The organism is Peteryoungia desertarenae (assembly GCF_005860795.2).
Classification (GTDB): domain Bacteria; phylum Pseudomonadota; class Alphaproteobacteria; order Rhizobiales; family Rhizobiaceae; genus Allorhizobium; species Allorhizobium desertarenae.
Map to the genome: position 1 here is coordinate 265,333 of NZ_CP058350.1, position 22,191 is coordinate 287,523.

Annotated in this window: 23 protein-coding genes; 8 read left to right on the forward strand and 15 right to left on the reverse strand. The window is 58.7% G+C overall.

Annotated features, from left to right (window positions below):
- Positions 1 to 53: 53 nt before the first annotated feature.
- Both FE840_RS01235 and FE840_RS01240 read left to right on the forward strand, forming a co-directional pair.
- Entirely contained in the window at positions 54 to 491 is a 438-nt protein-coding gene (locus tag FE840_RS01235; RefSeq protein WP_138288817.1) for a potassium channel family protein, read from the forward strand.
- Positions 492 to 530: 39 nt separating this feature from the next.
- Complete coding sequence (locus tag FE840_RS01240; protein WP_138288816.1) at positions 531 to 1,676, forward strand: alpha-hydroxy acid oxidase; 1,146 nt, start codon at positions 531 to 533, stop codon at positions 1,674 to 1,676.
- Positions 1,677 to 1,682: 6 nt separating this feature from the next.
- On the opposite strand, the gene FE840_RS01245 is transcribed toward FE840_RS01240, so the two are convergent.
- The 6 genes from FE840_RS01245 to FE840_RS01270 form a co-directional block, all read right to left on the reverse strand.
- Entirely contained in the window at positions 1,683 to 2,429 is a 747-nt protein-coding gene (locus FE840_RS01245; RefSeq protein ID WP_138288815.1) for a metallophosphoesterase family protein, read from the reverse strand.
- The gene (gene uraH, locus FE840_RS01250; protein ID WP_138288814.1) at positions 2,429 to 2,785 is read right to left on the reverse strand and encodes a hydroxyisourate hydrolase; all 357 of its coding nucleotides are present in this window, start codon (positions 2,783 to 2,785) and stop codon (positions 2,429 to 2,431) included. The genes FE840_RS01245 and uraH overlap by 1 nt, the downstream gene beginning before the upstream one ends.
- A complete protein-coding gene (locus FE840_RS01255) occupies positions 2,782 to 3,282 on the reverse strand; it encodes an ureidoglycolate lyase (protein ID WP_425502153.1) in 501 nt (166 codons plus the stop codon). Before FE840_RS01255 ends, uraH begins: the two co-directional genes overlap by 4 nt.
- An 88-nt stretch (positions 3,283 to 3,370) precedes the next feature.
- A complete protein-coding gene (locus FE840_RS01260) occupies positions 3,371 to 4,696 on the reverse strand; it encodes an MATE family efflux transporter (protein ID WP_171033783.1) in 1,326 nt (441 codons plus the stop codon).
- Positions 4,697 to 4,709: 13 nt separating this feature from the next.
- Positions 4,710 to 5,060 (reverse strand): MarR family transcriptional regulator, encoded by a 351-nt coding sequence (locus FE840_RS01265; RefSeq protein WP_210271776.1) that lies wholly within the window; start codon positions 5,058 to 5,060, stop codon positions 4,710 to 4,712.
- Positions 5,061 to 5,319: 259 nt separating this feature from the next.
- Complete coding sequence (locus tag FE840_RS01270; protein ID WP_138288812.1) at positions 5,320 to 6,354, reverse strand: glutamine synthetase beta-grasp domain-containing protein; 1,035 nt, start codon at positions 6,352 to 6,354, stop codon at positions 5,320 to 5,322.
- A 400-nt stretch (positions 6,355 to 6,754) separates the two neighbouring features.
- Here FE840_RS01270 and FE840_RS01275 point away from each other — a divergent pair, with 400 nt between their 5' ends.
- Positions 6,755 to 6,934, forward strand: a complete 180-nt coding sequence (locus FE840_RS01275) for a DUF2735 domain-containing protein (protein WP_138288811.1) — start codon at positions 6,755 to 6,757, stop codon at positions 6,932 to 6,934.
- A gap of 91 nt (positions 6,935 to 7,025) precedes the next feature.
- Here FE840_RS01275 and alc read toward each other — a convergent pair whose 3' ends face one another.
- The 6 genes from alc to FE840_RS01305 form a co-directional block, all read right to left on the reverse strand.
- On the reverse strand, positions 7,026 to 8,048 hold the full coding sequence (gene alc / locus FE840_RS01280) for an allantoicase (RefSeq protein ID WP_138288810.1): 1,023 nt from the start codon (positions 8,046 to 8,048) through the stop codon (positions 7,026 to 7,028).
- A 1-nt stretch (position 8,049) separates the two neighbouring features.
- Positions 8,050 to 8,547: a 2-oxo-4-hydroxy-4-carboxy-5-ureidoimidazoline decarboxylase gene (uraD, locus tag FE840_RS01285; RefSeq protein WP_138288809.1), complete on the reverse strand. Its 498-nt coding sequence runs from the start codon at positions 8,545 to 8,547 to the stop codon at positions 8,050 to 8,052.
- Between the two features lie 123 nt (positions 8,548 to 8,670).
- On the reverse strand, positions 8,671 to 9,534 hold the full coding sequence (locus FE840_RS01290; protein ID WP_138288808.1) for an urea carboxylase-associated family protein: 864 nt from the start codon (positions 9,532 to 9,534) through the stop codon (positions 8,671 to 8,673).
- A gap of 55 nt (positions 9,535 to 9,589) precedes the next feature.
- Positions 9,590 to 10,510 (reverse strand): allantoinase PuuE, encoded by a 921-nt coding sequence (gene puuE / locus FE840_RS01295; protein WP_138288807.1) that lies wholly within the window; start codon positions 10,508 to 10,510, stop codon positions 9,590 to 9,592.
- 88 nt (positions 10,511 to 10,598) lie between these two features.
- The gene (locus FE840_RS01300; protein WP_138288806.1) at positions 10,599 to 11,306 is read right to left on the reverse strand and encodes a DUF1045 domain-containing protein; all 708 of its coding nucleotides are present in this window, start codon (positions 11,304 to 11,306) and stop codon (positions 10,599 to 10,601) included.
- A gap of 104 nt (positions 11,307 to 11,410) precedes the next feature.
- Complete coding sequence (locus FE840_RS01305) at positions 11,411 to 12,589, reverse strand: NAD(P)/FAD-dependent oxidoreductase (protein ID WP_138288805.1); 1,179 nt, start codon at positions 12,587 to 12,589, stop codon at positions 11,411 to 11,413.
- A 3-nt stretch (positions 12,590 to 12,592) separates the two neighbouring features.
- Here FE840_RS01305 and mnmC2 point away from each other — a divergent pair, with 3 nt between their 5' ends.
- Positions 12,593 to 13,315, forward strand: a complete 723-nt coding sequence (mnmC2, locus tag FE840_RS01310) for a tRNA (5-methylaminomethyl-2-thiouridine)(34)-methyltransferase MnmC2 (RefSeq protein WP_138288911.1) — start codon at positions 12,593 to 12,595, stop codon at positions 13,313 to 13,315.
- Positions 13,316 to 13,342: 27 nt separating this feature from the next.
- Here mnmC2 and FE840_RS01315 read toward each other — a convergent pair whose 3' ends face one another.
- Positions 13,343 to 17,329, reverse strand: a complete 3,987-nt coding sequence (locus FE840_RS01315; RefSeq protein WP_171033782.1) for a PAS domain-containing protein — start codon at positions 17,327 to 17,329, stop codon at positions 13,343 to 13,345.
- 255 nt (positions 17,330 to 17,584) lie between these two features.
- Between FE840_RS01315 and FE840_RS01320 the strand changes: the two genes are divergently transcribed.
- Positions 17,585 to 19,171, forward strand: a complete 1,587-nt coding sequence (locus FE840_RS01320) for a trimethylamine methyltransferase family protein (RefSeq protein WP_138288803.1) — start codon at positions 17,585 to 17,587, stop codon at positions 19,169 to 19,171.
- A 4-nt stretch (positions 19,172 to 19,175) separates the two neighbouring features.
- Here FE840_RS01320 and FE840_RS01325 read toward each other — a convergent pair whose 3' ends face one another.
- The gene (locus FE840_RS01325) at positions 19,176 to 19,853 is read right to left on the reverse strand and encodes a helix-turn-helix transcriptional regulator (RefSeq protein ID WP_138288802.1); all 678 of its coding nucleotides are present in this window, start codon (positions 19,851 to 19,853) and stop codon (positions 19,176 to 19,178) included.
- An 84-nt stretch (positions 19,854 to 19,937) separates the two neighbouring features.
- On the opposite strand from FE840_RS01325, the gene FE840_RS01330 reads away from it, so the two are divergent.
- Both FE840_RS01330 and FE840_RS01335 read left to right on the forward strand, forming a co-directional pair.
- Positions 19,938 to 20,237: a hypothetical protein gene (locus FE840_RS01330; RefSeq protein WP_138288801.1), complete on the forward strand. Its 300-nt coding sequence runs from the start codon at positions 19,938 to 19,940 to the stop codon at positions 20,235 to 20,237.
- 7 nt (positions 20,238 to 20,244) lie between these two features.
- Positions 20,245 to 21,360: a DNA alkylation repair protein gene (locus FE840_RS01335; RefSeq protein ID WP_138288800.1), complete on the forward strand. Its 1,116-nt coding sequence runs from the start codon at positions 20,245 to 20,247 to the stop codon at positions 21,358 to 21,360.
- 22 nt (positions 21,361 to 21,382) lie between these two features.
- Here FE840_RS01335 and FE840_RS01340 read toward each other — a convergent pair whose 3' ends face one another.
- On the reverse strand, positions 21,383 to 21,766 hold the full coding sequence (locus FE840_RS01340) for a winged helix-turn-helix transcriptional regulator (protein ID WP_138288799.1): 384 nt from the start codon (positions 21,764 to 21,766) through the stop codon (positions 21,383 to 21,385).
- 96 nt (positions 21,767 to 21,862) lie between these two features.
- On the opposite strand from FE840_RS01340, the gene FE840_RS01345 reads away from it, so the two are divergent.
- Positions 21,863 to 22,183 (forward strand): YdhR family protein, encoded by a 321-nt coding sequence (locus tag FE840_RS01345; RefSeq protein ID WP_138288798.1) that lies wholly within the window; start codon positions 21,863 to 21,865, stop codon positions 22,181 to 22,183.
- Positions 22,184 to 22,191: the final 8 nt, after the last annotated feature.

Sequence of the window (22,191 nt, forward strand, 5' to 3'; positions counted from 1 at the left end):
AATTCTGTATGCCTTCCCCGTTGCGACAGATGCACATGCGGAAACGGAACGGCATGAATTTGGCCCAGAACCTCGCCCTTGGTACCCTCATGATCTCCATGACAGTGGTGATCCACACGTTTGGGCTGATGGGTGTCACCCACATGATGCGATGGGTGACCGATCGCGTTCGTCTGCATGGCCATCGAAGTCGAATGGTCGCAATGAACACGGTGGTTCTGGGTGTCTTCGCCGTGCTCACAACCGAGGTCTGGCTGTGGGCAATTTGTTATCACCTTATTGGCTTCTTCGACGATTTCTCGACTACGCTTTACTTCGCGACAATCACCTTTTCGACCGTAGGCTACGGCGATGTCATTCCTCACAGCGATTGGCGTATGCTGGCTGCACTGCAGGGCATCAACGGCTTTGTCCTGATCGGCTGGTCCACCGCCTATTTGGTTGCCGCCGGAATGCGTGTCGGCCCCTTTCGCTCGGGAGAGCATTTCTGATGACCCACTGTCGCCAATCTTGACCAGACAGGACCAAACGTGAAACCGATCCTTGAAATCGCCGACCTGAAAGACCTTGCTCGCCGCCGCGTGCCCAAGCTTTTCTTCGACTATGCCGACAGCGGCTCCTACACAGAAGGGACTTACCGCGCAAACGAAAGCGATTTTGCCCGGATCAAACTACGCCAGCGCGTTCTGGTCGACATGAGCGACCGAACGCTCGAAACGACGATGATCGGCGAAAAGGTCAGAATGCCCGTGGCACTCGCCCCGACAGGACTGACGGGAATGCAGCATGCAGACGGTGAGATGCTGGCCGCAAAGGCAGCCGAAGAGTTCGGTGTGCCCTTCACCTTGTCAACAATGAGCATCTGCTCGATTGAGGACGTGGCCTCGGTAACCAAGCGGCCTTTCTGGTTCCAGCTCTATGTCATGCGTGACCGTGAATTCGTCAAAAACCTGATTGAGCGCGCCCGTGCCGCCGGCTGCTCGGCGTTGGTGCTCACGGCAGACCTTCAGCTGCTTGGACAGCGCCACAAGGACATTCGAAACAACCTGTCTGCTCCACCCAAACTGACGCCGAAGCATCTCTGCCAGATGGCCATGCGTCCCCGCTGGTGCTGGAACATGCTGAAAACCGACCGACGCACCTTCCGCAACATTCAGGGCCATGCCAAGAACGTCTCCGACCTTGCCTCACTCGGCGCCTGGACGGCTGAGCAGTTCGATCCCAAACTCTCCTGGAAAGATGTCGAATGGATCAAGAAGCAATGGGGCGGAAAACTGATCATCAAGGGGACCCTTGACGTTGAAGACGCCAAGATGGCCGCAAGAACCGGGGCTGACGCAATCGTGGTTTCCAATCACGGAGGCCGACAGCTGGATGGCGCGCACTCGTCCATCGCCATGCTGCCAAGGATCGTCGATGCCGTAGGCCATCGGATCGAGGTGCATATGGATGGCGGCATCCGCTCTGGTCAGGATGTGCTGAAGGCAATCGCGCTTGGCGCCAAGGGGACCTATATAGGTCGCCCCTTCCTTTACGGTCTTGGCGCCATGGGCGAACAAGGTGTCACCAAAGCCCTTGAGATCATCCGGAAAGAAATGGATGTCACCATGGCCTTGTGTGGCAAGCGCCAGCTGGCGGATGTCGACAAATCCATCATTGCGGAGAACCCGTTCTGACCGCCGTCAAGCAAGGCGACCAGTTGCAAGAGCAGCCGCCCAGCTTGCTCGCCCATTCATCATAGCAAGCCGCGACTGGGACATGTGGTCATAAGGTATCAGTCGGAAATTCACGACCCATCCGTTATCGATCTGCTCACAGATCGCATAGGATGCGAGTGGCGTTCCGGCTTCTACGCGATGCGGAACTTGAAGGTCATCATCATAGGCCGGGCAGCCAACACTGCCCGGATTGACGATCATTCTGCCATCCGAAAGCGCCAATACACGCGGTAGATGGCTGTGGCCACACAGGATCAGGGACTGCTCGATCCCCTCAGCCCAGGCTTCAATTTCCGCCTGGCCCCTCAAGACGACATGCCCTTTAGGCGTTACCGTTTCAAGCCAATAGCAATTGTCGTCCTGTGGTGTGGCATGGCACAGATAAGCGACATTCTGAAAGACCGCGTCAAACGGCAGGGACTTCAGCCAAGCAAGATCCTCCAGCGAAAGTTGCCTGAAAGCATGCGCATCGGAAGGGCCCATCTCCTCCAGCCGTTGCTCAATCAGATAGCGATCATGATTTCCGCGCACGGTGAACAGATCGAGAGACTGAAGCAGAACCGCAACCCTCGTGGCCTCCAGCGGCCCAGAAAAGCAATCGCCAAGATTGACGGTATTCTTCGGGGCAATCCCCTGAGCGGCGATATCAGCAAGCACAGCCTTCAACGCTGCGGCATTGCCGTGAATATCGGCAATCGCTGCGAAGCGCATCAACTGCCCCGATAAGTCGAATAACCATAGGGTGAGAGCAAGAGCGGCACGTGATAATGTGCGGTGACGTCCGAGATCCCGAAACGGATCGGGATGACATCGAGAAAAGCAGGTTCCGTAAGTTGGATACCATGAGCCCGCAGATAATCCCCCGCATGGAAGAGGAGCTCATAATGGCCAATTTCGAATTCCTTACCAATCAGCATGGGGCCACCATCCACCCGGCCATCATCATTGGTGAAAACCGTCTTGATCAGGCTCGCCTCTTCGCCCTGCATGCGCATCAGCTGAATCTTTAGCCCCTTTGCAGGCTTGCCAAGGGCGGTGTCGAGTACATGAGTGGTGAGGCCGGTCATGGATGAGGCTCCCGAATCAAGAAGGGCTGATTGAAGAAGAGTTCTTCCAGATTGTTGCCGGGTCCATCCCGATCGACAACCAGAAAATCACTCACCGCGCCAATTGCCATCAGGGGATGATGCCAGACATTGCGGCGATAGTTTACGCCCTGATGGGCATGTGCCAGGAACACCTGAGGCCGCCCCGGCTTGCCATCCTCATCCGGCGACACAGCAACGAGGAAGGGGTGACCCGACAAAGGGGTGAAACTCTGGCTGCCCAGCGGATGCCGCTCCATCATGCCGACCTCGTATGGAAAAGGACGAGGCTGGCCGCGAAAGATGTTGAGAACAATCCGAGCCCCCTCGCCCTGAACATCTGCTTCCGAAAGTGCATGAAAACGCTCCGTCGTACCACCATTGATCAATCGCATAGTGGAAGGGTCGGCCTCGATGACATCACCGAATGGCGAAAAAGCGCCGGCCGTGAGTGGCTGAACAGAAAGCACGGGTGACACGGCGACATCCTCCATTATACGCGCATCCGGTGGCATGGTTCTGGCACCACCTCACAGGGTTTCAGAATCAGCCTTTGCCGCATTTGCGTCAACCGGCCAAGCGCGTCAACCGGGTGAATCTCCAGATCAGCGCAATGGCAGCGAGGGCCAGTGCCGAGACGAAGCCGAGCCAGATGCCCTGCGGACCGAAGCCTAACGGAAAGGCAAGTGCCCAACCGAGAGGGATGGCAATCGGCCAGTAGGCGAGGATTGAAATCACCGATGGGATCGCCGTATCGGACAGGCCGCGCAACGCACCAACAAGGGTGGATTGAAGCCCGTCCACGACCTGGCTCAGCGCAAAGACCAAGAACAATGTAGCAGCCAACTCGATCACGGCGGGATCTGACGAGATCAGCGCCGCAATCTCGGCGCCATAAAGGCCGAGCACCACAGCCGCCCCGGCAAGCCAGACGGTGGCCATGCCAAGCGCGGCGAACGTAACCGTCCGTACCCGGTCGAGCCGGTTCGCGCCCGCCGCCTGGGCGACGCGGATTGCGACCGCACCAGCGACGCCAAGCGGCACCATATAGAGAAGCGTGCCGACCGACAGGGCCACTTGATTGGCGGCCAGCGCAATCGATCCGAACAGGCCGATCAGCATGGTTGCAACGGCCATGGCCGCCGTCTCGGCGACATACATCACGCCAAGCGGCGCACCTTCCCGCACCAGTTCTCCGGTTTTCACAGCGGAACGTTCGCCCCTCGCCCGCAAACGCAACGTAGATTGGGATAAACGCCAGTAAGCGAAGGCGGCCAGCAGCGCGATTGCCTCGGCAACGAGCGAAGCAATGCCTGCACCAACGAGGCCGAAAGGTGGAAGCGGACCAATACCATAGATCAGGCAGTAGTTGAGCGGGATATTCAGCACACAGGCGAGCGCACCGAAACTCACGCCAATCCAGGGTCTGTCAATTGCCTCGAAGGCGGACTTGAACACTGTGAGCACCGCATACGGAATGAGAAAGACCGCGATCAGGTGCCAATAAGCCGAAACCTGTGCCAAAACATCTGACGGTTGTCCGAAATAGGGCATAAGATAAAGCGATGCGCTCATGATCACGGCAGCACCTGCACCTGCCACCGTGCCCAAGGTCAGACCGAGCCTGAGCACGGCTGCGACCCGGCGCCCCTGCCGCGCACCATAGGCATTCCCGATTCGAACGGAAACCACCGAAAGGAAGCCATATATGGCCGCCAGCAACACGGTAGCCACAGCGCCCGTCAAGCCAGCAGCCGCAAGCGGCACATGACCAAGTGGCGCAATCATGATGGAATCGGTAACGGTAATCACCGCTCCAGTGCTAAGACCGACCACGATAGGAACGGCCAGACGCGCAATGTCCTTGAGTTCGTTCAGATATTGAGAAACCATCGGAGCCAATCCATCAGGTTTTGGGCGGCTCAAGACTGGAGCACGCCTTTTGCAACAGGCGGTCCAGATCAAGGAGCTCATCTGCAGTCAGTGCGCTGGCCATCCGCGTTGCTGTTTCGGCATAGATGGACTGTTCTTCAGCCTCGAGCGCGCCGCACCTGGCTGTTGGCGCAATCAGGATTGATCTGCCGTCAGTACTGTCGGGGAGTTTATCGAGATAGCCGGCCCGCTGGAGTTTGCGCACCATGACTGAAGCAGAGGCTGGGCTGACACGCATCTGTTTCGCCAGATCTGCGAGCCGCAGTGGAGTTTCGGCGGCAATGATCAGATAGAGGTAATCGAGCTCCGCGGCAGTGAGATCCATAGACCCGCTGCTACGTGATTCTTCCCGCCATCGGAACCACATATGCCATTGAAGGCGGCGCAGACTATCTTCCAGATGCATATCCAACCACTCATATAGTTAGGTTAACTAAATATATGAGTAAACTGCGGGCTGCAAGCCTCTCCGGCACACATACCGCTCCCCTGGCCAGCGCTCACACACGAAAGATCTCCTGCCCATAAAAAAAGACAGCGCCGACAATGTGGCGGCGCTGTCGTGAGTCGGAAGGCAGTGAAAGTTACGCTGCAGCAGAAGCGGAGAGCGGAACCTCGGCGATGGTCGCCAATACACGCGAAGCGATCTGGTAGGGGTCTCCCTGGCTGTTCGGACGGCGATCTTCGAGATAGCCACGATAGCCGTTGTTCACGAAGGAATGCGGAACACGGATCGAGGCACCGCGGTCAGCAACACCGTAGGAGAACTTGTTCCACGGAGCCGTCTCGTGTTTACCGGTCAGGCGCAGATGGTTGTCCGGCCCGTAAACGTCGATGTGCTCTTTCCAGTTCTTGGCGAACGCAGCCATGAGCGCTTCGAAATATTCCTTGCCACCCACTTCGCGCATGTACTTGGTCGAGAAGTTGCAGTGCATGCCCGAGCCGTTCCAGTCGGTGTCGCCGAGCGGCTTGCAGTGGAACTCGATATCGACGCCGTACTTTTCGCAAAGACGCAGAAGCAGGTAACGAGCGATCCAAATTTCATCGGCAGCCTTCTTGGAGCCCTTGCCGAATACCTGGAATTCCCACTGGCCCTTGGCCACTTCGGCGTTGATACCTTCGTGGTTGATGCCGGCTTCAAGGCAGAGATCCAGATGCTCTTCAACGATTTCGCGAGCGATCTCACCGACATTCTTGTAGCCGACGCCGGTGTAGTATGGACCCTGCGGTGCCGGGAAACCGTGCTCCGGGAAGCCGAGGGGACGACCGTTCTGATAGAAGAAATACTCCTGTTCGAAGCCGAACCAGGTGTCGGGATCGTCCAGAATGGTTGCGCGGGAATTGGAAGCATGCGGGGTGACACCATCGGGCATCATCACTTCGCACATGACCAGCGCACCATTGGTGCGGGCCGGATCAGGATAAATGGCGACAGGTTTCAGGACGCAGTCAGAGCTGTGGCCCTCGGCCTGCATCGTGGACGACCCGTCGAAGCCCCACAACGGAAGCTGCTCCAGCGTCGGAAATTCGGCGAATTCCTTGATCTGGGTCTTGCCACGGAGGTTCGGCACGGGCGTGTAACCGTCCAGCCAGATGTACTCAAGCTTATACTTCGTCATTGATCGTCTCTCTTCAGTCAAGCGCCTGCCATCGGCGCAACAGAGGGGTTGATTCTCCGGATCACCGGCGAGTCGAGTAGTAACAAGCAGGAAGCGTGCCAACTTCCGAGATGCCGCAACCGCGAGGCTCCAGCTGTAACAGAATTGTGACGATTCAGGCCTGTTTGGGAGGATTCGATTAATGAGTCTTCGCTAAAGTTGCAGGAACATATCGGGCAGAAAGCGCATTTCTTAGTCACTGACGCAAGATATCGCATTTGATGAATTGGAAGCCATAAAGGGTCGCCTATAAAATATGCACATAAAATAGGCAGCGTGCACTTTTCGTGTGCATTTGAGTTGCGGCTATGGTATGCAATGTCATCGAAGAGACATTCGGTGGATAAAGCGAGGTAGTAGCATGACAACGAACATGGTTCGGGAATCGGCGAAAATCTACGAATTCCCGGTGCGTGACGCGGCGAGACTGAAGGCAATGCGTGAACGCCAGACGGCGCGGCCTGTGATTTATGAAAGCGGCTCGGCCAGTTGGTATCACGAGGAAGCCATCCGCGAAGCGGAAAAGACAAGCAAGCAATAAGCGTTGCGAGCCCCACTCAGAAAGCCGTCCGCCAAGCGGACGGCTTGTTATGCGATGAGCGGGCCGATGCCCGCTCTTCTTGTTTTCGCCGTCAGGCTTTCGTTCCAAACAGACGCAGGCGCATCACGCCGCCATCCGGATGCATGGCAATTCGCACATGCGTCACCGGCCCGATCTTCTGCACCTGATCGCCCTCGTAGAAATGCTCGGCATCCATTTGCATCTTCTGCCGCGTCAGGATCGGCTTCCACTGTTCTGACGCTGCGATCTCCGCTTCCGAGAAGGTGTCGCCGGCTTCCGGCAGATAGGCGCCAAGCAACTCGCAGGTGTCGGGATAATTGCCCTTGTAGAAATGCGTATCGATCAGCACCCGGTTGATGACGCCGGGATGGCCGAGCCGGATGATCGCCCAGTCGTGGCCTGGACCACGGCGGCGCTTGGTTTCCCAGCCATCGCCCATATTCGTGCCGCGGCCCGGCGACAGGATCTTGTCTGGGTGGCCGTAATGAGCGTCCGACCAGGCGAGCGACTTTGCGCCATGGAAGATATAGGCAAGATCGATCTCTTCCGAAGCGCCGACCTTCGACCAGTCGAAATGCGCCGCGCCGTAGACACGCAGACGCGCGACACCGCCATCCGGATAGATATGCAGGCGAAGATGCGTCCAGACCTTCGACGCATCGGCATTCTTGAAGAAATGCTGCGCCGAGGCACCCAGCGGAGACTTGGTCACAACTTCGGTCCAAACCGTCGCATCCGTCGGATCACCGCTCTCGACATGGGCTGCCTCGATCGAGCAATGCGGCGGATAATTGCCGGTGAAGAAGCGCGTATCGACATCGAAGCCGAAGATGCGGCCGGGCATGGCAAGCCGGATGACGGCATAGTCATGCCCCGGCACGCGTTTTCGCCGGCTTTCCCAGCCATCCATGTATTTGCCGTTGTCGTCGTAGAGATCCGGGTCGAAACTCGCCGGATCGTCGTTCAGCATCCGCGACAGCGGCGCGAAGAACTCGTCGGTCGAGAAGATGCCGGTCGCCCCGAGGCGCGCGGAGGCAAGGTTGACGGCGCCGGCGGCGAAATCCGGCAGAACGACGGTCGAGGTCTCAAGCATGTCAGTGTGTCTCCGGAAGCAGGCTTTCGAGGCGAAGCCTGGCGATTTTTTCCACCTGCTGGCAGGCGGTGTCGAATTCCTGATCGCGGCTGTTGGAAATCCGCGATCCGAAGGCTGCGAGAATGTCGTCCTTGGTCAGCCCCTTGACCGCAATGATGAAGGGAAAGCCGAATTTCTCGACATAGGCCGTATTGAGCTCGGTGAAGCGGGCATGCTCGTCGGCACTCAGGCGATCAAGACCGGCACCGGCCTGTTCGCGCTTGCTGTCTTCGGTCAGCTCGCCCGCAATCGCAAGCTTGCCGGCAAGGTCCGGATGCGCCCTGAGCACGCCGAGCCGCTCTTCGGCACTGGCCGATCTGAAGATCGCAGCCATCGCTTCATGCACGCTCGAGGCGCCAAGAGGTTCGGTGATTGTACCGGCATCATAGGCACGCTCGGCAATAAAGGGGGAGTGCTCGAACACTCCGCCATATCGCTCGACAAATTCTGCTCTTTGCATTCACCTACCCGAAATTGATAGAAAAACTGCGAGGGCGCTCGCTCGAATGGACGGCTGGACCGGAAGATCGATCCGCGTGGAAGAAGGATTAGACAAGCCGGATGCGCTTGTCGAGAACCCGCCTTACTGACCATCCTCCAACCGATAGCCATTGCGCTCCGGAAACGGCCAATCCGCGAGCAGCGCCATGTCCGGCCGGTAAATCTCCACCTTGAGCGGATAGCACTTCGCCACGTCGCTCGAGTGGCTGGTACTGCAATCGCCACCTGGACAAGCCGAGAGAGCGCCCAAGAGATCGATCTCGGCAAACATCTCCAGGAAGTCGCCGGGGCGCACCGGGCTTGCCTTCATGAAATACTGCCGCGTGTCGCGGGTAAAGCCAGTGCACATGAAGACGTTCAAGACGTCATGCACATGCGGCTCGGCGGCCTTGATATCGATGCCCTGGTGATGAGAAAGCGCCCGGCAGAGGTTCGAATGGCAGCAGTGATGATAGTCGCCGCCGGAGAGCAGACGGTTGGTATAGGGATCGCAGCGCGTGCCGATCACGTCATGCACCCCGCCGCCGAATTCGTCGAAACCGTACCAGCCAAGCGTATCATGGCTGATCGTCGCCATGGGGCGGAGCGACGGCAGATTGCTCCAGAGGCGATTGCCGGTCGTGACATGGGTGGCATGCAGCGCCCGCGTCTTGCCGGAAAAGAAGCGCTCGGAAAGGTCATTGGCATTCCACAGATTAAGGTCTCCGACCTGCGGCCCCTCAACGCTGACGATGCGGAAGAAATGCCCCTTGGGCACCTCGAAGGTGTTACCCTCGCGCGGCGGCACGATCACCTCGCCGACCTTCTCCATCGTCGCCCGCGCCCGCTCCAGGATGCTCATGTCGGGTGCTCTCAACGACTCGACCGGATAGCAGACGACGGGTTTTACAGCCCGACGGGCAGCCGCATCAGCGGGAACGGGGATGTTGGCATTGAAGGGGGACATAACTTGCTCTTTTCGTGCTGGACTTAGGACAGGCCTGTGTTGTGACGGAGCAGTCTCACCACGCCGGCTTGTGAAACTTGTGCCAGTGCTCGGCAATCTCGATGCGCTTCGGCACCCAGACCTTCTCATGAGCAGTCACATAATCGATGAACCGCGCCAGCGCCGCAGCGCGCCCCGGACGACCGACGAGGCGACAGTGCAGGCCGACGGACATCATCTTCGGGCTGCCGTTTTTCCCCTCCTCGTAGAGCACGTCGAAGGCGTCCTTGAGATAGGTGAAGAACTGATCGCCGGAATTGAAGCCCTGCGGCGTCGCGAAACGCATGTCGTTGGTTTCAAGCGTATAGGGTATGATCAGGAAGGGCTTGCCGTCGAGATCCGGCACCCAGAACGGCAGGTCGTCGGAATAATTGTCGGAGGAGTACATGAAGCCACCCTCCTCCATCACGAGCCGCAGCGTGTTCATGGATGGCTTGCCCTGATACATGCCGAGCGGATGCGAGCCGGTCAGTTCCTTGTGCAGGCGCACGGCTTCTCGAATGTGCTGACGTTCGACCTCTTCGGGAAAATCCTTGTATTCGAGCCAGCGATAGCCGTGGCTGGCGATTTCCCAACCGGCTTCCTTCATCGCGGCAACGGCTTCCGGGTTACGCGCCATGGCAAGCGTCACACCGTAGACGGTGACGGGCACTTTCCGCTCGGTGAACGTCCGCCAGAGCCGCCAGAAACCGGCGCGCGAGCCGTATTCGTAGATCGATTCCATGTTGAGATTGCGCTGGCCGGGCCAGGGCTGGGCGCCGACGATTTCCGACAGCAGGCATTCCGAGGCAGGGTCGCCATCGAGAATGCAGCTTTCGCCACCCTCCTCGTAATTCACCACGAACTGCACCGCGATCCGCGCATCGCCCGGCCATTTCGGATCGGGGGTGTCACGGCCATAGCCGATGAGGTCGCGGGGATAGGGAGCAGTCGTCATGAATTCACCTCGGCTGATTTTGCACCGAAGCTATGCGCGTCGACTACGCCTGTCGAGATGTAAAGCGGCGAAGCAGCCTTGGAGGCGGTCAAGCGATCCGACGGCTCGCCACCCGACCCAGCGGATGCAGAGAATGCACGACAAAGGGTGCCCCGGCGCCCTGCTCCACAAACAGCGCAAGATTGTTGATAACCACCGGCTCCGCCAACACAGGAGAAAAATGGCTCCGCAAGGCATCCTCTATCCGGGGAAAATCACGGGCGAGAAGCGGTCCAGTCAGCGTCATGTGGAAGCGGAATTCGTCCATGACATAAGGATGCCCCCAGCGATGCAGATTTGAAAACTGCGGCGCCGACAAGCGATCAGGATTGCGACGCTCGATCTCCGCTTCGCTGAGAGGTGCGCGATAAGCGTCAAAAGCCTGGACTACGGATGCTGCAAGATAGTCAACAGAGGGGCAAGGGCGATCAAGCACAAGTCCATACACGTCGCCAATACGCCCGATCGACAAACCGCTCAATACGACAGGCTCCATCGTACCGGCAAAATGCATGAGTTCACGCAACAGGGCCTGTTCTGAGCTGCCTTCACTCAGTCGAAACGGCGCCTTTAATGTAGCATGAAAGCCGACACGCCGAGGAAGCGCAGTATGGAACGCAATCTCATGAACGCTGAGCCCTCTCAATCCCGGATGCTCCGCCGCGAGCCCGGAATAGACGTTACGCCCGAGCCAACTTGCCGCAGCAAGCGACAGCGGATCACCCGATGGGGGCGTAAAACATATGGAATACCGCATGCGAGCACCTCGTCTGGCTCGGTTCGGCCACATCGAAGTGTGACCCTACAACCCAGTGGTTAGGTGATTTGCGTGACAGTATGACGAAGAGAGCGAGGCGGGAATCAGGCTTTTTCTTTGGCAACGGAAATGTGATGCATCACTGAAAAGCTCGGAGGTAGAGCGGATTCACGCCCCTCAACGGCGTCGATAGCAGCGTTTGCCAGCAGATGCGCGATACCGAAGCTGACCTTGAACCCACCGGTCAAAGCCACAACTTTTGCGGCAAACGGATGACAGCCGACCATGGGGTCACGACCGACCGCACGCGGTCTTAGTCCCGCCCATCTTTCGATGACCGGCGCATCTTCGAGCACCGGAGCCAATTGCCTTGCACGGACCAGCAAATCATCCAGCAGCTTGTCAGTGGACAGCGGCTCGACAAATTCGTGCTCGCTGGTGCTGCCGATGGCGACGGTCCCGTCCTCATGCGGCACGATATAAAGGCCATCCAAATAGATGAGCGGATAGTCATGCGGCAGATCCATCTTCAGAAGGGCTGCCTGTCCTTTGACCGGCCCGCCGAGCGGCACCGGGAGGTCTGGGCCAAGGTTCGAAAGAAGCGGAAATGCTTCATATCCACCGGCCACGATCACGTGCCCGAACGAGATCCCTGCTCCATCATCAAGCTCTGCGTAACCGACTGCGGCATCAAGCAGTTTGACGCGCTGCCCTTCGATAACCGTGACTTTTCGCAATTGTCGTATGCGCGCCGCCAATGCCGCGAGAAGTCGTCTTGGCGAAATGCGAGCACCGAATGTGTCTTCCACGACACCAGCGCTGCAAAACTCCGCATCTGGCCATTGACCGCCTATCGGAGACTTGTCGTGGACATTCCAGAAAAATCGATGTCGCCCCTGATGCCAGTTGTTGGCGGCCTCTTGGGAGTGGCGTTCGGCAATCTGCCGCAGATGCGGTTTGGGAAGCGGAACCAAACGTCCCGAACGACGATAGCCGGTGGGAAGCCCGGTTCTGTCTTCCAATGCAGCTATTTCGGGTTCCAACGAAACCAGAGCGTCGAACTGAAGCTGTTTTTTCTCGTTCCAACGGTCCGGCATATGCGCCATCAACGCACCAAGCAAACCACCGCTGGCCCCCGCCCCAAGCCCGCGCGCCTCAACAAGCGTCACACCATGACCGCGGTCGGCCGCCTTGACCGCCGCCCACATTCCCATGACGCCACCGCCGATGACCAGGACATCTGCATGAGATTGACCAGCGATGACTGGCGCTTTATCGGACATCTGATGACCCACTCGAATGACACGACACCGCCCGATAACGTGGGAGCACCGTTGGCCTGGCACGACGGCGATATGCCCTATTCCACGGCCTTTGGCGACCACTTTTACTGCCAGTCCGATGGCAGGCTGGAATGCAGCCATGTCTTCCTTGCTGGCAACGGCCTGCCGGAACGATGGGCGGGCGCACAACAATTCCGCATTGGCGAACTGGGTTTTGGAACCGGTCTCAATGCTTGCGAAACCTGGCGGCAATGGAAGATTCATCGCAAAGCCGGCACCCATCTGCACTTCGTTTCGTTCGAACTCTATCCCATGCAGTCGCAGCAGATCGACCGCGCCCTGTCGCGCTGGCCGGAACTTGATCTCGAAAGGCAGACACTGGTGGACCACTGGCCCGCAAAGCCTCAAGGCACAGTGAAGGTCGCCCTTGACCCGCAAACAACTCTGTCGGTGGTTTGCGGCGATGCCCTTTCGAGCCTCAGTGAAAGTTCGCTGATTTTTGATGCCTGGTTTCTGGACGGTTTTGCGCCCTCCCGCAACAGTGCGATGTGGTCCCAAGAGTTGATGCAGCAGGTATTCAACCACACAATTCCGGGCGGCAGCTTTGCAACCTACGCCGCAGCTGGTTTCGTCAGACGCAATCTGATCGCCACTGGCTATGCTGTTGAGCGGCGAGCCGGCTTTGCCGGAAAGCGCGAAATGCTCTGTGGCCGCCGAACAAACTGATACCATGCGGGCGCGCCGGTCTCGCTTTCAGTTGTGGAATTCGATTGGTGCCGCCGCTTTGGATTTTCGACGAGCCCAGAAAGCGACCCTTTCTACAAGCGTCTCAGGCGAAATCGGCTTGGTCAGGTAATCATCCATGCCAGCCGATAGGCAGAGTTGCCGATCGCTGTCCAAAGCATGCGCGGTGACACCGATGATAGGGACATGCGCGCCCAGCCCCTCGCTACGCTCCCGCTCGCGGATGATCCGCGTTGCCTGATGGCCGTTCATGACCGGCATGGAAACATCCATGATGATCAACTCGGGTTTCAAGCTCTGCCAGACCTCGATTGCAGCCTCACCGGTGCCAACGATCTTGAAGCGGATGTTTGCTGCCTGAAGTGTTTGACTGAAGACGATCTGATTGATTTCATTGTCTTCCGCAATCAGCACATCGAGACTTTCCGGGGCCTCGGACGGAGCAACCGTTTGCCTGTCAATCACCAGGTCCGGGGAGGTTCTGTACCCTGCGACGCGCGCATGATCGACATTTGCTGAGTGAGCTTGGATGGGCGCGCTGTTACGTCCTGCTGCTATTCTCTTGCTTCGAGCAACCTCGATGAGTGCATTCCGGAGCAAATTGGACCGTGCCGGCTTCATCAGATGCGCATTCATCCCGTGCTGCCCGAGGGTCTGATCATCGCCGGACATATCCAGTGCCGTGAGCAATACGATTCCGGTGTCATTCGAAAGTGTATCCGACATAATCAGGCGAGCGACTTGGGCACCCGTCTCGCCACGCAACTGATGATCAATCAGAACCACGTCGACCGCCAGCCCATGATCTTTCGCAGTCTGCAGGAACATCACTGCCATGGCACCGCTGTCGACGACAACGGCCTCAAAGCCCCAGCACTCAAGCTGCTCCCGCAAGACATCACCACTGACAGGATTGTCGTCAACAATCAGAATGCGCGCTCCCTGGACGATTGTGGGCAAACCCTTGAGCCCCTGCCGCTCGCCGACAATCTCCATTGGGAATTCGACCGCAAATATCGAGCCATCTCCGAGGCTGGACGTCACATCGATTGTGCCCCCGAATAGCTTGACGAGCCCTGCGGTGATCGCAAGACCCAGTCCCGTACCTTCCTGCCGACGGCTAAAGCTTCCGTCAACCTGTGAGAACTTCTCGAAAATCTGCTGCAACTGCCCCTGGGCAATTCCAACGCCGGTATCCTCGACCATCAGGCGTAGCGAAAGTCGGCCGTCAGGCCGCTCTTCGGCCTCTAGAGAGATGAAGACCTGCCCGATTTCGGTGAATTTGATGGCATTGCCGACGAGATTGGTGACGATCTGCCGGAAGCGACCGGCGTCGCCGCGCACCCTGTGGCGAACCACTGCATCAGCACGCACGATGAGCTCAATATCCTTTTGCGCCGCCGCCGCGGCCATGAGGGTCGCGACATCCTCGACAGCCTCGACCGGATCGAAGGGTTGTTGGCGCAACTGCATCTGCCCTGAGTCGATCTTGGAGAAATCCAGGATATCATTGATGATCGTCAGCAATGAATTGCCCGACTTCATGATGATATCGACAAAGGTCTTCTGTCGCGTATCGAGTGCTGATTTCGCAAGGAGCTCGGCCATGCCGAGAACGCCATTCATGGGTGTCCTGATTTCATGGCTCATATTGGCCAAAAACTCGGACTTGGCGCGATCAGCCGTCTCGCTGCGGGCCAACAAGACCTGAAGCTCGGCCTCGCGCTCCTTGAGGTCGGTGATATCCGTCAGCAGAACGATCCAGTGGCCGCGACCGCCGAAGGTTGCCTCCATCTGCACCCAGGTCTTCCCGCCTGCCAGGAATGTGGTCGTAAAGCCAGTCGTTTCCTTGAGCTTGGCGCGCCAGTCCTTCAGGAGACCAGCAGGCTCCTCCCCGAAATCTCCCCTGTCGGCACAGTAGTGGAAAGCAGAGAGCCAAGTCTGCCCCTGCGTCACGACACCGGGCGGCAAGTCAAGGATCCGGCTGAAAGACTCGTTTGCATGCGTTACTACATTGTCTTCGATAACCATCAGGCCCTGTGACATTACCCGCATCGCGGCCTGCATGAACTCGCCGAGGCGCCCGAGTTCGTTTCGAGCCTGATCGATCTCAAGCTCCCTCTTGCGGACCTCTGTAAGGTCAGCATAGGTCAGCAGAATGCGCCCCTCTGTCAGCCGGGTTGCCGTTGCCAGAACGGATTTGCCGTCCGGGTATGAAAGCTCGCGTGAGCGCGTACCCTCAAGCATTTTGAACTCGTCGACCCGCAACTGGTAGCCTTCTTCGAAGTCCAGCCCGGGCCAGGTCCAACCGCGCTTGTCGTTTTCGACACAGTAATCCCGGAATGTGAGCCCCTCGAGCGGCATATCATCCCGCCAACACCAGATTTCCCGACATTTTTCGTTGGCAAACTCAACCCTCAGGTTTTCCGTCAGGATCACAATTCCAATCGGCATATTGAGCAGGATGCTGATGAGATCTGCGTAAAGCTTGTCAGAGGTCGAACGCGCCTCGATCAAGGCAGCCTCATGTTCCCGCAGGGCCGATACATCCGATAAAGACCCCAGCAGATAGTGCCTTTTCTGCCTGGTGGTGATGCGACTGAGGCGCGACATAACCGGGATCAGCTTTCCGTCGGCCACGATCACATCGCGCGGGTTTTCGACAAAGTCACCGTCGCGCAAGATCCGCTCGTTTTCTTCACGAAATTGGGACCCTCGGTCAGGAAACATCTCTTCTTCGGTCAGGCCGTAGATGGCTTCCCTTGGCGTCCGGTTCAGCTTTTCGTAGGCCTCATTGACAAACACGAGCCGTCGGTCATGGTCCCGGATGAAGACAGGAACAGGCATCTGCTCGAGCGCGGTGCGGTAAAGCTCTATTTGCTCCTCGTGCTCTTCCAGGACAGTGATATCGGAATAAGTGACGAGGATCTTTCCACCGTCCAGCCGGGTGGCGGAGACTGCAATGACATGGTGAGATGGCGTTTTGACCTTGATCGTCGGGATGTCACCTTGCGTGGTATAAGCGTTCACTCGCTTCTCGATTGCCGCCTCGATCTCGTCGCCGTGAGAGCCTGCCATGGACCGACGATAAACGACTTCAAGAAGCGCTCGAACGGACAAGCCCTCCAGCGGCCCAAAATCCTCCAGTTCAAGAAAGCGACTGACAGCAGGATTCGCATATTCGATGTGAAGCATCTCGTTGAGAACGAGCGCACCCACCGGAAGTTCTCGCAACAAGCCTTCAAAATGCACATGCAACCGGGCAGCGGCTTCCTTGGCCTCTTCGGCAAGCTGCTCACGCTGTCGCAACTGCGTTAGGTCGGTAATCGAGCCAACCAGGTAGACTTGACCGTCAGGTCCGGTCATGGGCAAGGAACGGGAAAGAACCGGTATCGCCTCACCCGCTGCATTGATGAAGACTTCGCGACATTCTTCAGACTGGTTGCTCTCGACGACTCGACGGTTCTGATCGCGATAAGCTTCACCCAGTTGTGGAAATATCTCGATCTCGGTCTTGCCGATCAATGCAGAAAGGGGCAGGCCCGTGATGTCGCTATAGGCCTTGTTGGCATAAAGCAGACGATAGTTACGATCCCGAATATAGGTTGCGACCGGAAGGCTCTCGATGAGCGTCTTTAGGAGGTCTGCTCCTTTGCCGTCAGTGTTTCCGTCACCCTCGCCCTGCATTTGCGCATCGAGTAAATGGCCGCAGTAGCCGAACAGATATATGTGATCGTCATCATCAATGAAGCGTTCAATGATCAAGGGAATTGATCGCTGTTTGCTCCAGTCGGGGAGGGAAAGTTGAACGTCTTCGCCGAAGACGACACTTCGGCGCTCTTGATCATCCCTGAAGGGATCGAATTCAGTGGGCAGGATCTCCTGATCGACCATACCGGAGAAGTCGTCGGCAGAAAGATTGAAGAGATCGGCATAGGCCTGATTGACCACAACATAGCGTAACTGGCTGTCCTTAATGAACGCCGGTTCCGGCAAGGCGACAATTCTGCAACGCGCTTGGGTCAGCAATCCTCTACCGCCGTTCAATTTCCTCCACCCTGTCGATCAATGATTGCGATTGGTAAACCCGGGGTAAAGGCACCCACCTCACACCTGACACCCCCGTCGGGCAATAATGCAGAAAAACATCTGGCCAATGTTCCGCTAGAACCTCTTTCTGGTCGCAATTGGCAACGCGCATGGAGGGCGAAAACTGGCAGAACATGTCGATAACAAATCAACGGGTTGACCATGAACGACATTAGCATTTCTGGCTTGTCTGAGACTGAAGGGACAACGCCGCCTGTCGAGCGCCGTCGACGAGGCACGGGACGCGGGACCGAGCGCACCCGCAAAAGCTCGACCGAACGGTATCGCAATCTCGTCAACCGCCTTGCCACAACCGAGCTGCTCGACCCTCAGGCACTCGACGAGATGCACGAGGCATCGCTGACGATCCTCGAAGAGATCGGCATGGACATCATGCTGCCGGAGGCCCGCGCCATCATGAAGGCGCATGGTGCAGAGGTCGCCGAGGGCTCAGACCGCGTCCGCTTCGACCGCAACCTGATCATGGACATGATCGCGTCCGCCCCGCGCGAATTCCAGATGTTCGCCCGCAATCCCGAGCGCAACGTCAAGATGGGTGGCAACAACCTCGTCTTCGCCCAGATTGCATCCGCCCCCTTCGTCGCCGATCGCGAGGGCGGCCGCCGCGCCGGCAACCAGGAAGACTTCCGCAAGCTCGTGAAGCTCGCCCAGTGCTATGACGTGATCCACACGACGGGCGGCTATCCGGTCGAGCCGATCGACATCCACGCCTCGGTCCGCCACCTCGACTGCCTCTCCGACATGGTGAAGCTCACCGACAAGGTCTTCCACTGCTATTCGCTCGGCAAGCAGCGCAATCTCGACGCCATCGAGATCGCCCGCATCGGTCGCGGCATTTCGATGGAGCAGATGGAGAACGAGCCCTCGCTCTTCACCATCATCAACTCGTCTTCGCCGCTGCGCCTCGATGGCCCCATGCTCCAGGGCATCATCGAAATGTCCTCGCGCGGTCAGGTCGTCGTCTTGACGCCCTTCACGCTGGCCGGGGCCATGGCCCCGGTCACCATTGCCGGTGCGGTCGTCCAGCAGAATGCCGAAGCGCTCTGCGGCATCGCCTTCACCCAGATGGTCAAGCGCGGCGCGCCCGTCGTCTATGGCGGCTTCACCTCGAATGTCGACATGAAGACCGGCGCACCGGCCTTCGGCACGCCGGAATACATGAAGGCGGTTATTGTCGGCGGCCAACTCGCCCGCCGCTACGGCATCCCCTATCGCACGTCGAACACCAATGCCGCGAACACGCTCGATGCCCAGGCGGCCTATGAGAGCGCATTCTCTCTCTGGGCGCTGACGCAAGGCGGCGGCAATTTCATCATGCATTCCGCCGGCTGGAGCGAAGGCGGTCTGACGGCCTCCTTCGAAAAATTCATCCTCGATGTCGACATGCTGCAGATGGTCGCTGAGTTCCTGACGCCGCTCGACGTCACCCCGGATGCGCTGGCCCTCGACGCCGTGCGCGAAGTCGGCCCCGGCGGTCATTTCTTCGGCACGGCCCATACGCTTGCCCGCTACGAGACCGCTTTCTATTCGCCGATCCTCTCCGACTGGCGCAATTTCGAGACCTGGACCGAGGCCGGCCGACCGACCACTTATGACCACGCCAACCGGATCTTCAAGGAAAAGCTGGCGAGTTACGAACGCCCGCCGATCGATCCGACCGTCGAGGAGGAGCTCGACGCCTTCGTGGCAAAACGCAAGGCCGAGGGCGGGGTTGCGACGGATTTCTGATCCGTCACGCCAGCTGCTTGAGATAGGCCTGATAGGTCTGGTGCGGCGCCGGCTCGAAGCGGTCGCCCAGCACCTTCCAGTCCTCGACCCGGTCGAGGCGGAAGTCCCGAAAGCTTTGGCGCATCTCGCACCAGGCGGTCATCACCCAGATGGCGCCAAAGGCAGCAAGCCCCAGCGGCCAGACGACGCGCTGGCTGCGCTCGCCGGGCAGCGAATGATAGGCAATCCAGACCTTGCGGGTGGACGACAGGGTCGAGCGCACGTCGCCGAGACAGTCGGGCACCTCCGGCTGGGCCGACGAACGGAAGGCGTGTATGGGCGCGGACAGCAAGCGCTCCGCATGCTCGCGCGGCAACATGCCGACCATCTTGTCCTTCGCCTCTCGCGCTGCCTGACCGAGTCTGGGATCGCCGAGCATCTCGACCGCCCGAAGTCCGAAGGCCAATGCTTCCAGCTGCTCGAAGGTGAAGGTCAGCGGCGGCGCGTCGAAGGCCTCGCGCAGCATATATCCCACGCCGCGTTCACCTTCGATCGGCGCACCGGAGGCGATCAGGTGGTCCATGTCGCGATAGATGGTGCGCGGCGCGACCTCCATCTTCTCGGCGATTTCCGCCGCCGTCATCGCGCGCCCGGTCGCGCGCATCAGCTGGATGATCCGGAACAGGCGATCGGCGGGACGCATGGAAGGCCTCTGCAAAGGTTATGGCCAGAAGGTTGTCAGTTGGACTGTGTTAGGTCAAGCCGACATCAACCACAGGAGAGCCAAATGACCACCGATACCGTTCTCGAAATCGCAGTTTGCACCGTTGCCGACAAGCCGGCAGCCGAACAAGCCCGCCGCGCCGCGATGGACGCCGTGAAAACCTATCCCGGTTTCGTCTCATGGCGGGCCCTGACATCAGTCGAACAGGGCGACATGATCGCCGACCTGGTCGAATGGACCGATAAAGACAGCGCGGATGCAGCCGCCACCAAGGTTCAAGCCGACCCGGCCTTCGCCCCCTATATGGCGGCGATCACGGGTGTTACCCTGATGCAGCATTTCGAAACACAAGGGACCATTTGATCCGCCAATGGCCGAGCCTTTGAAACATCTGATCGGCCCTCAGACGGCCCGCGACACGACACATGCCGTGGCGCGGGCCTGGCGACCCTTCAATCGCGACCGCTTTCTCGCCGAGGTGCTTGCAGAGATAGAGGCACTCGAACTCATGCAGCGGGGCCAGTGCATCGCCGACGCGCTGAGCCGCCATCTGCCCCAGGATTTCACGCAGGCGACCAGGATCCTGCAGGACTGCCTGCCGAAACCGGAGCATCCGGGCCTCAGCGGCTGGGCGCTCCTCTCCTTCAACCAATACATTGCCGCCCATGGACGCGGTCATCTGGAGGTTTCCCTGAACCTCCTGAAGTCCCTCACCCCACACTTCACCGGCGAATTCGGCATCCGCCCCTTCATATCAGATGAACAGGACAAGGCGCTTGCGATCATCTCCGGCTGGATCGACGACCCGAACCACCATGTCCGGCGCCTCGCCTCGGAAGGCACCCGCCCGCGCCTGCCCTGGGCCATGCGCCTGCCGGCCCTGGTCAAGGATCCCGCGCTCGTCCTGCCGATCCTCGAAGCCCTGATCGACGACGCCGAGGATTATGTCCGCCGCTCGGTGGCCAACAGCCTGAACGACATCGCCAAGGACCATCCCAATCTGGTCGCGGATTTCGTCGAGCGGCATCGGAAGGGCGCGTCAAAGGACAGGCTCTGGCTTCTCAAACACGCGTCCCGCACGCTGGTGAAGAAGGGCCACACCAAGGCGCTCGCCAATTTCGGCTATGAACCGCTGAAGGATATCACCAGCCGTCTCGACCTGAAGACGACCCACCTGGTCTTTCCCGGTGAATTGCTTTTCGACCTGCATCTTGCGAACCTGGGCAGGGCGGATGTCACCGCACTGGTCGACTACGCGATCCACCACCGCAAGAAGGATGGCTCGCTGTCGCCGAAGGTCTTCAAGGGGACGTCGCTGATCGTCAGGGCTGGAGAGACGGTCTGCATCGCACGCCGCCACAGCTTCCGCCCGATCACCACAAGGGTCTATCACACGGGCCAGCACCGGATCGAGATCATGGTCAACGGCATCGCGGTTGCCAGCGCGGCCTTTGACCTTCAATTGCCGTCGACCGCAAACCATTGACCCGGAACCGCGCAGGCGGCGATCAGGACAGTTTCAGCCGTGCCGGGATCTCGGCCCCGGAGCGTTCCCGGTTTTCCATGATTTCAGGATAATGGGTCACCACCCATTGCTCCATGGCGCGTGCAAGCTCCGACAGCGATGCGCCGAGCTCTGTCAGGCGATATTCAACCCGGGGCGGCACTTCCGGATAGCTGATCCGCTCGATTAGCCCGTCACGCTCCATGTCGCGGAGGGTCTGGGTCAGCATCTTCTGCGAGATGCCATTGATCGCGCGCATCAGGACGCCGGTCCGGACGGCCCCCTGCTGGAGACAGCAGAGAATGAGGATCGCCCACTTGCCGCCGATCAGGTCGAGCACGTCGCGGGAGGGGCAATCCATGTTGTAGGGGTCAGCTGGATGAAACATTTTCAATTATTACCAAAAGGTGCGTACTTTTCTAATGGTGATAATAGCGCATATAAGAGCCGTATCCAAGGCCCACCAACACAAGGAGACTAAAAAATGTCAAATCCATCGCGCGTTTACCTCTATGCCGAATTCCAGGTATCGGCTCCGTTTACCGAAGCCGTTTGGGGCGAAGCCAATCCTGCAATGCACACCGTGAAGGGTCTGCGCAGCAAGACCTGGCTGAGCGGCATCCACACCCATTCGGTCGGCGGCTTTTATGAATTTGATTCCATCGAAAATGCACGCGCCTATGCCGAGGGCATGCTGTCGGACTTCGCCAAAGCCGCCGATGCCAGCCTCACGGTCCGCCTCTTCGACGGCGATGTTGTTGCCGAAGCCAGCAAGGGCATGAACTCACCTTATTACACGGCCTGATTCGCATA